Source organism: Enterobacter sp. AC1 (genome assembly GCF_050434705.1).
In the GTDB taxonomy this organism is placed as follows: domain Bacteria; phylum Pseudomonadota; class Gammaproteobacteria; order Enterobacterales; family Enterobacteriaceae; genus Enterobacter; species Enterobacter cloacae_L.
The window spans coordinates 182890-189725 of record NZ_JBNDIZ010000008.1 but is presented as its reverse complement, the minus strand read 5'-3'; the positions used below and the strand labels follow the sequence as shown (position 1 = coordinate 189725).

6 protein-coding genes and 1 rRNA gene are annotated in these 6836 nt (G+C 53.7%); 4 read left to right on the top strand and 3 right to left on the bottom strand.

Annotated elements, in window-relative coordinates:
• The 4 genes from rrf to M2433_RS20365 all read left to right on the top strand — a co-directional run.
• A 5S ribosomal RNA gene (gene rrf / locus M2433_RS20380) occupies positions 1–87 on the top strand; the annotation flags it as partial.
• A 124-nt stretch (positions 88–211) separates the two neighbouring features.
• Complete coding sequence (gene murB / locus M2433_RS20375; protein WP_429056323.1) at positions 212–1240, top strand: UDP-N-acetylmuramate dehydrogenase; 1029 nt, start codon at positions 212–214, stop codon at positions 1238–1240.
• On the top strand, positions 1237–2199 hold the full coding sequence (gene birA, locus M2433_RS20370; protein ID WP_429056324.1) for a bifunctional biotin--[acetyl-CoA-carboxylase] ligase/biotin operon repressor BirA: 963 nt from the start codon (positions 1237–1239) through the stop codon (positions 2197–2199). The genes murB and birA overlap by 4 nt, the downstream gene beginning before the upstream one ends.
• Before the next feature lie 16 nt (positions 2200–2215).
• Positions 2216–3208 (top strand): glycosyl hydrolase family 8, encoded by a 993-nt coding sequence (locus M2433_RS20365; RefSeq protein WP_429056850.1) that lies wholly within the window; start codon positions 2216–2218, stop codon positions 3206–3208.
• 54 nt (positions 3209–3262) lie between these two features.
• Here M2433_RS20365 and bcsG read toward each other — a convergent pair whose 3' ends face one another.
• Genes bcsG through bcsE form a run of 3 tightly spaced genes read right to left on the bottom strand, consistent with a single transcriptional unit; the run spans position 3263 to position 6688 of the window.
• Entirely contained in the window at positions 3263–4942 is a 1680-nt protein-coding gene (gene bcsG / locus M2433_RS20360; RefSeq protein WP_429056326.1) for a cellulose biosynthesis protein BcsG, read from the bottom strand.
• Complete coding sequence (bcsF, locus tag M2433_RS20355) at positions 4935–5132, bottom strand: cellulose biosynthesis protein BcsF (protein WP_047345648.1); 198 nt, start codon at positions 5130–5132, stop codon at positions 4935–4937. Before bcsF ends, bcsG begins: the two co-directional genes overlap by 8 nt.
• On the bottom strand, positions 5126–6688 hold the full coding sequence (gene bcsE / locus M2433_RS20350) for a cellulose biosynthesis c-di-GMP-binding protein BcsE (protein ID WP_429056328.1): 1563 nt from the start codon (positions 6686–6688) through the stop codon (positions 5126–5128). Before bcsE ends, bcsF begins: the two co-directional genes overlap by 7 nt.
• Between the last annotated feature and the right edge of the window lie 148 nt (positions 6689–6836).

Below are 6836 nucleotides of genomic sequence, written 5' to 3'. Positions count from 1 at the left end.
TGACCCCATGCCGAACTCAGAAGTGAAACGCCGTAGCGCCGATGGTAGTGTGGGGTCTCCCCATGTGAGAGTAGGGAACTGCCAGGCATCAAATAAGTAGAGAGGCCATCCGCAAGGATGGCCTTTTTGCGTTTCTACGCTGCACAAACTAATCCCCCAATCCCCTGCTTATACGGTAAACTACCTGCGTTTTTGCATCAGGATAGCGTCTATGAACCACTCCCTTAAGCCCTGGAATACCTTTGGCATTCAACGGAATGCTAAGAACATTGTACGTGCCGAAACCGCACAGCAGTTGCTGAACGCATGGCAAAGCGCAACAGAAAATAATGAACCTGTACTGATTCTGGGCGAAGGCAGTAATGTCCTGTTTCTTGAAGATTTTTCGGGAACGGTGATCGTTAACCGCATCATGGGAATTGATGTAGAAGAGCGTACCGATAGCTGGCACCTGCACGTGGGGGCCGGGGAAAACTGGCATCATCTGGTGCAATTTACCCTCGAAAAAGGGATGCCGGGTCTGGAAAATCTCGCGCTTATTCCTGGCTGCGCCGGATCGTCACCTATTCAAAACATCGGTGCCTACGGCATCGAACTGAAACACGTCTGCGAATATGTCGACTGCATCGAACTGACGACCGGAACGACTAAGCGTTTAACGGCTGAACAGTGCCGTTTTGGCTATCGTGACAGTATCTTCAAACATGAATATCAGGATCGCTACGCGATCGTCTCCGTGGGACTGCGTCTGTCGAAGAACTGGCAGCCCGTGCTGAGCTACGGTGATTTAACGCGTCTCGATCCGGCTACCGTGACCCCCCGCGACGTTTTTGACTCGGTTTGCCATATGCGGATGACCAAACTTCCCGATCCAAAAATCAACGGAAATGCTGGAAGCTTCTTCAAAAACCCGGTTATCAGCAGCGAAAATGCAAAAGTCCTTCTTGAAGCATGGCCAGCTGCGCCTCATTACCCTCAGGCGGATGGCAGCGTGAAGCTGGCTGCGGGATGGCTTATCGATCAATGTCAGCTAAAAGGCACCTCAGTCGGAGGTGCTGCCGTTCATCAACAGCAGGCCCTGGTACTGATTAATCAGCACGATGCGACCAGCGATGATGTTGTACAGCTGGCACATGATGTTCGCCAGCGCGTGGGCGAAAAGTTTAACGTCTGGCTGGAGCCGGAAGTCCGCTTCATTGGCCGCACTGGTGAAGTCAATGCCGTGGAGGCCATCGCGTGAAAGACAATACCATCCCCTTAACCCTGATTAGCATCCTCGCTGACGGTGAGTTTCATTCTGGTGAGCAGTTGGGTGAGCGGCTAGGCATGAGCCGCGCCGGCATCAATAAACATATTCAGACGCTCCGCGACTGGGGTGTTGATGTGTTCACGGTACCCGGAAAAGGGTACAGCCTGCCGGAACCTATTCAATTGCTGAATGAAGAAGCGATCCGCAGCCAGATTGGACACGGCAATGTTGCGGTGCTGCCTGTGATTGATTCGACGAACCAGTATCTGCTGGATCGCCTGCCTGAGCTGAAATCCGGCGATGCCTGTGTTGCTGAATATCAGCAGGCCGGACGTGGCCGCCGCGGCCGCAAATGGTTCTCACCCTTCGGCGCTAACCTTTATCTTTCCATGTACTGGCGACTCGATCAGGGTCCGGCCGCTGCCATTGGCCTGAGTCTGGTCATCGGCATTGTCATGGCGGAAGTGCTGCACGACCTGGGTGCGGATAACGTGCGCGTTAAATGGCCGAACGATCTGTACCTGAACGATCGTAAACTTGCCGGAATTCTTGTCGAACTGACGGGGAAAACCGGCGATGCAGCACAAATCGTCATTGGCGCGGGCCTCAACATGGTCATGCGCAATGTTCAAAATGATGTGGTGAATCAGGCCTGGACTAACCTTCAGGAGGCGGGCATCGTCATCGATCGTAATACTCTCGCCGTACGTATGATTAAAGAGTTGCGCAGCTCGCTCACGCTTTTTGAACAGGAAGGGCTGGCACCGTTCCTGTCTCGTTGGGAAAAGCTGGATAACTTTATTAACCGCCCGGTGAAATTGCTGATTGGTGATAAAGAGATCTACGGGACTTCCCGCGGAATTGATGCACAGGGCGCGCTGCTTCTGGAGCAGGATGGCGCGATCAAACCCTGGGTGGGCGGTGAGATTTCACTGCGAAGTGCCGAATAACCGGATTGAGTAAATGATGCGAAAACCCGTCTGCGCGACGCTGGCTGTGGTGATGAGCGTGCTATTTTCTCCTCTCTTGCAGGCGGGTCAGGCCTGGGAAAGTTACAAGGCACGCTTTTTCAAACCGGAAGGCCGCATTGTCGATACCGGCAATGGCGGCGTTTCGCATACGGAAGGTCAGGGTTTTGCCATGCTGATGGCGGTGGCCAATGACGATAAAGCCACGTTCGATAAGCTCTGGCAATGGACAGACAGTCAGCTGAAGAACAAAGAGAACGGTCTGTTTTACTGGCGTTATAACCCCGCGGAGACCAACCCGGTCGCCGACAAAAACAACGCCGCAGATGGCGATGTGCTGATTGCCTGGGCGTTGTTAAAAGCGGATGCCCGCTGGCATGATAAACGCTACAGCGCCGAATCGGATGCGATTACAAAAGCACTAATTGACCACAGCGTGATCCGCTATGCGGGTTACCGCGTGATGCTGCCTGGCGTCGAGGGTTTTAAGCTTGAGGGGGAAGTAGTCCTTAATCCTTCTTATTTCGTGTTTCCGGCCTGGCAGGCCTTTGCCGGGCGCAGTCATTTACCGGTCTGGCATGAGTTGATTAAGGACGGGAAACGCCTGCTGGGCAAAATGGGCTCGGGCAAAGCCAATCTGCCCGCTGACTGGGTTACACTGACATCAGGCGGCAAGCTGGCGCCGGCCACGGGCTGGCCACCGAGGATGAGCTACGACGCGATTCGTATTCCGTTGTACGTGGCCTGGTCTGATAAACAAAGCCCGCTGCTGACGCCGTGGAAAGCCTGGTTCGGTCAGTTTCCCCGGGAACAAACGCCCGCCTGGGTAAACGTCACGACCAACGACTATGCGCCCTACATGATGGAAGGCGGTCTGCTGGCGGTGCGCGATTTAACGATGGGACAGTCTTCCGGAGAACCCGAAATCACGTCTAAGGACGACTACTATTCAGCAAGTCTAAAAATGCTGGTGTGGATTTCAGCGCAATAATAACGCACCGACTATCCCCTCTCCCCGATGGGGAGAGGGTTAGGGTGAGGGGCCTTACTGCGGATACGGTACCCAATCCCCGCCGTTCAGGCGAACGTACGGTTTATTCTGATACTGAATCACCACCGCGTTGGCGTTCTCTGAGACTTCTGCCGTCTGCGGCAGTTTGCTGGTGAGTTCATCCCAGTTCACGCTATCTTCTACAAACAGCTTTCCGTCTACGGCACGGGCAACCAGTTCTGAGATCGCCAGATAGCTGGTTGGCTGAGCGATCTCAATCGGTGCGCCCTGATGCGGTGCCTTCATACCAAAGAATTTAATGCCTGCAGGCACGTTGGTAATCGACGGGCTTGGAATATCACGCAGGCCTGAAACCTGCATTCTGTCGCCTTTCAGCGCGCCACCGTGCTCAGGTACCACAACCACCATCACTTTACGGCCGGATTTTTCCAGCTCCGTGAAGAATGCGTCCAGCTCGTCAAAGAGCTTTTGCGCACGCACTTTATAATCCGCCGTTTTGCTCACGCCCGGGAAGTGGTTACCGTCGTGAAGGGGCAGGGTGTTATAGAACGTTGCGCTGCGCGGATTATTGTCTTTTTCGATGGTCTGCAGCCAGCGCTGCAGCACGGCGGTATCGTCATAAACGGGCGAACCGTCGAAGCCCAGCAGAGAGACGGGAAGACCGGTTTGATCCATCAGCGGCGCCTGCATGCCACCCTGTTCGCGCACCTCTTTCAGGAAGTTACCGAACTGGCCGTTATGCCCCAGCATCAGATGCTGCGTAAAGCCCAGCTTTGAGAGGTTATCGAACAGATAACACTGGTTGCCGGCGGGTTGATACAAATTCTTGTGCGATGGCTGACCGCAGCTTGCGCGCAGCAGGCGAATCGCCGCCGGGCCGCTGTATGAGGTGGCAGAGTTGAAATCTTTAAACTGAATGTCGAAATGCGACCACAGCGGGTGCGACATTAACCCGGCAGCGTCCACGTCGGCCCAGGAGAGGGAGCAGATATTAATCACCAGCAGTTCAAACGGCTGGGCATCTGCCGGCAGCGCGTCCGGGAATTTCGTCTGTCGCTTGTCTTCCGCGGCGTAGAAACTGGAGAGCCAGGCGTTCAGGTTTGTTGAAGTCGGCGGTGCAGTCTGAGTTGGGATATCCCCCACTACGGGCGTATTGCCTGCCGTCGTCACGGTTGCCGCTGCGCTTCCACCTGTAGTGGTCACAGTCGTGGTCGGCTGACCGGCTGGCCACAGCGAAAAGTTTGGACCCGCCAGCGTTAGCACGTTAAGCCAGATCATAATCGCGACGACAAACACCGTGACGCGGATCCACTGTGACAGGAACAGCCAGGCAACCAGCAGCACAAAAACCGCGCCAATCATCTGCCAGTTAATAAAGCGCTCAGCCAGGTCAAGCATATAGTCTGCACTGAAGCCTGCCACCTGCGAGCCCTGGCTCATAATGCTGTCCGGGCCCGGCAGCCAGGTATCATGCCAGAACAGCGCAAAGCCGAGAGGGATGGCTACCCAGTGGCGTAAGCGATGCAGCCTGATATTTGGCAGAGGCATCAGCAGGAAGGCCATAAACACCAGGTTGAGAAGGGGATGGAAATTCAGATAGCCTGCCCACAGCAGACCAAACTTCACCAGAAAGTAGAAGTTCCAGCCGGAAAGGCCGCGCCAGTATTGCCAGAGCGGCGAGGGTGACGAAGCGGTATAGGTAGAATTAGTCATGTTTACGGTCTGCCTTGACGTGTGATGCCCGTGTCAGAGTTCCGGCTGGTTTCACGTAGCGAGGTTTTACAAACAGCACTCTGGCCGTATCGCGGATACGGCGTATGGAATGGCGTGCATAGTAGCCAAGCGGGAAAAAGATCAGCGCACAGAAGATAACCAGTTGAATGATATCGCTGATATTCATGATGGTGCGTTCTCCGCGTTGTCTGTTAATAAGCGAAGGGGCTCCGGCACCCGACGCCAGACGTGTCCATCATGTCTGGCATTGAGGATCGGTTTGGCATCGCTCGTCATCGTAAGCGGTTTAGCCCATTGTTCAGGCTGGAGCGCGCGCATCTGCACCAGCTCCGCGCTGATAGAATTATCTTCGAACCAAATCATACGGTTCGAGAAAATATCCCCGGTAGGCAGGGGGAAGATGTGGTTAAGCGCCGTATCGAGATCGTTCACCCGGCAGAAGGACAAAAACAGCACCAGGCGATTGTCGCCAATGGTCATGATGTCCCCGGTACGGTTCGGGCGACATAAGGTCAGGGCCTGCTCAACGCGGATACCTGGCACAGGGCGCAGTGCAACCATGACGCCTTTACCGTCAGCGGGAAGGAGCGTGTTGTTCATCATGTTCCCAACGGCGTCGCAGAAGGTATCCCATTTTTGGTATCCGCGCAGCTTCATCGGCTGCGTCATCGAGAGCAGTGTGGAAATATCTTCCGGTACGTGGCGGCTAAACTGCTGGCCCTGAACGCTTTCGATAAGCGTCAGGCAGCGCGACAGCGGAGCATTCCATGGAATAACCATATTGGCACCGCAGCCCAGAAGCAGGCGCTCGTCGGTGGCGCGCAGACTGGTATTATTTTCGCGCACGATAATTTTTAACGCGCTTCCGCGCTGGCGGCGTAAGGTGTGGATTTGCCTTGCCAGCGTCTCAATCTGGTTATTCTGCATCAACGAGAAAATAAGCGTTGCCGCCTGGGTTGTGCGGGCTTCATGGAAGAGGGCTTCGTTAGTGTCAAACAGTGTCCAGTTTTCCGACAGGGCAGGCGCGCCCTCTAAAACCGCGATATGGCTCAGGATGCGTTTTTCATCACTGCGCGGTTGTACCACGGTTTCTTCCTGCTGCGCCAGGTGCCACTCGCCCTCAATATGTTTGAGCGTAAGCTGTTGCCTGGCACTCACGCCTTTTTCATTACACCAGAATGCAATATCGTAGAGATAGCTGCCCACCTGGTCACGCACGCTTGCCAGACCGAACAGGGAGCGATATTCGCCCATTAAAAGTGAAAACAGCTTGTCGTTATTACTGCCGGGATTGACTATCAATAGCGTGCAATTTTGAAATTTTGCCCATTTATTGATTTTTTCCAGCCACGGCAACAGTTTTTCCGCAGGGATATTTTGCAGAACGTTATTTGCACATTTCAGGATCATTAAATAGTGATCCGGATCAATACTGCACTGAACATCGCGGGACAAAAAGTATAGACTATCGGCTTCCGATGTCATGGTAAATAATCGCACCGTCTGGGGTCCGCGGTCACTTTCAAGCGTGATAATTTTCTTCGGATCTTCACCCATGCTAATGACGGCCACGCGGGAATCCTTATCCTGAGCAGCAATTGTCTGGTTTACCAGACTGATAGCATCTTCATTACGGTCCGTATTAATCCACCAGACTCCTCCGACTGGCATGTGGCTCAATTCGTCCCATAATGACTGGATGCCAATAGAAAATATGGAGTCCACGGTGTCCCTCATTTCGTCTAATTTATCTGTATCTCAGTTTACTAGCGAAAGCGTAGAAATAAACCTAACATTGAAATTAAAGAACATCAGATTTAGCATGTAAATGAAATTTGTCAGGGCAGGAAGCCCCGCAACTTCTTTAGCGTGC

Excerpts from the sequence above, each read along its gene's own strand:
- murB (WP_429056323.1), top strand. The coding sequence starts at position 212 with ATGAACCACTCCCTTAAGCCCTGGAATACCTTTGGCATTCAACGGAAT.
- M2433_RS20365 (WP_429056850.1), top strand. The coding sequence starts at position 2,216 with ATGCGAAAACCCGTCTGCGCGACGCTGGCTGTGGTGATGAGCGTGCTA.
- bcsG (WP_429056326.1), bottom strand. The coding sequence starts at position 4,942 with ATGACTAATTCTACCTATACCGCTTCGTCACCCTCGCCGCTCTGGCAA.